The sequence below is a fragment of the Micromonospora sp. NPDC003776 genome (assembly GCF_053605645.1).
In genome coordinates this window covers 1-1,918 of record NZ_JBSGJR010000865.1, presented here as the reverse complement: position 1 = coordinate 1,918, position 1,918 = coordinate 1, and the positions used below count along the sequence as shown (strand labels likewise).

At 74.6% G+C, this 1,918-nt stretch carries 2 protein-coding genes; both read left to right on the top strand.

What is annotated here, in order from left to right; all coding sequences use genetic code 11:
- Window positions 1-495 (top strand): glutamate-cysteine ligase family protein (locus ACWEVO_RS35865; RefSeq protein WP_452311840.1); only part of this gene is annotated, 495 nt, incomplete at its 5' end.
- The gene (egtB, locus tag ACWEVO_RS35860) at window positions 492-1,829 is read left to right on the top strand and encodes an ergothioneine biosynthesis protein EgtB (protein ID WP_452311839.1); all 1,338 of its coding nucleotides are present in this window, start codon (window positions 492-494) and stop codon (window positions 1,827-1,829) included. The genes ACWEVO_RS35865 and egtB, both read left to right, overlap by 4 nt.
- The last annotated feature ends 89 nt before the right edge of the window (window positions 1,830-1,918 follow it).

Sequence of the window (1,918 nt, the reverse complement as noted above, 5' to 3'; positions counted from 1 at the left end):
GCCTGGACCCGGTACGCGCTCGCCGCGCCGTTGCTCTGCGTGCGCGGCGACGGTCCCGACTGGACCCCGCCACCGGGCGTCACCTTCGCCGACTGGCTGGCCGGGGCGCTGCCCCGCCCGCCGACGACCGAGGACCTGGATTACCACGTCAGCACGCTCTTCCCGCCGGTCCGCCCGCGCGGCTATCTGGAGATCCGCTATCTGGACGCCCAGCCCGGTCGGGAGTGGACGGTCCCGCTCGCGGTGCTGGCCGCGCTCTTCGCCGATCCGACCACCACCCGCGCCGCCCTGGCGGCCGCCACCCCGGTCGCCGACCGGTGGCACCCCGCGGCCCGCCACGGCCTGGCCGACCGGGCGCTCGCCGCCGCCGCGGAATCCCTGTTCGACCTGGCCCTGGCGGCCCTGCCCACGCTGGACCTGCCGGCCGGACTGCACGACGAGACGAGCCGAGGAATCGGGCGGCGCCGCGCCGCCGCAGAGAGGAGACACCGGTGACGACGACCGAGCGGCCGGGGACCGGGAGCGAGCGGCTGCGCAGCCTGATCGCGGCCGAGCTGGACCGTACCCGGGCCCGGACCGCGCTGCTGACCGACGCGGTGGACGACGACGACCTGATGCGGCAGCACTCCACGCTGATGTCGCCGCTGGTCTGGGACCTGGCCCACGTCGGCAACCAGGAGGAGCTCTGGCTGGTCCGCGACGTGGGCGGCCGGGAGCCGGTCCGCCGGGACATCGACGACCTGTACGACGCGTTCAAACAGCCCCGCCGGGACCGCCCGGCGCTGCCCCTGCTCCCCCCGGCCGAGGCCCGCGCCTACGTGCGGACCGTGCGGGACAAGGTCCACGACCTGCTCGACGGCATCCGCTTCGACGATCGGAAGCTGGTCGAGGACGGCTTCGCGTTCGGCATGATCGTGCAGCACGAGCAGCAGCACGACGAGACCATGCTCGCCACCCACCAGTTGCGCGCCGGGGCGCCGGTGCTGGACGCACCACCGCCCCCGGAACCCCGGATGCGGGTCGGCGGCGAGGTGCTGGTGCCGGCCGGGCCGTTCACCATGGGCACCTCCACCGACCCGTGGGCCCTGGACAACGAGCGTCCGGCGCACACCGTCGACCTGCCGGCGTACGTCATCGACGCGGCGCCGGTCACCAACGGGCAGTACCGCGCCTTCATCGCCGACGGCGGGTACGACGAGCCGCGCTGGTGGAGCGGGGCCGGCTGGCGGCACCGGGTCGCGGCGGAGCTGAGCGCGCCGATGCACTGGCGCCGGGACGGCGACGGCTGGGCGTACCGCCGCTTCGGCCGGTGGTCCCCGGTCCGCGACGACGAGCCGGTGGTGCACGTCTGCTGGTACGAGGCGGCGGCGTACGCGGCCTGGGCGGGCAAGCGGCTGCCCACCGAGGCGGAGTGGGAGAAGGCCGCCCGCTGGGACCCGGCGACCGGCCGTTCCCGCCGCTACCCGTGGGGTGACGAGGACCCGGGTGCGGAGCAGGCCAACCTGGGCCAGCGGCACCTGTGGCCGGCGCCGGTGGGAGCGTACCCGGACGGCGCCTCACCGCTCGGCGTGCACCAGCTCATCGGGGACGTCTGGGAGTGGACCTCGTCCACCTTCCGCGGCCACCCCGGCTTCGTCGCCTTCCCCTACCGGGAGTACTCGGAGGTCTTCTTCGGCGACGACTACCGGGTGCTGCGCGGCGGCTCGTTCGGCACCGACCGGTCCGCCTGCCGGGGCACCTTCCGCAACTGGGACTACCCGATCCGGCGGCAGATCTTCAGCGGCTTCCGCTGCGCCCGGGACGCCCGGCCCGAGGAGGCGCACGCGTGAGTAGCCCTGTGTCAAGCCTTCACTGGTTGATCTTGGTTGAGGAGTCGTTGGAGTGCTCGGTGCTGGGTGGGGTCGTAGGCGGTGCCGGT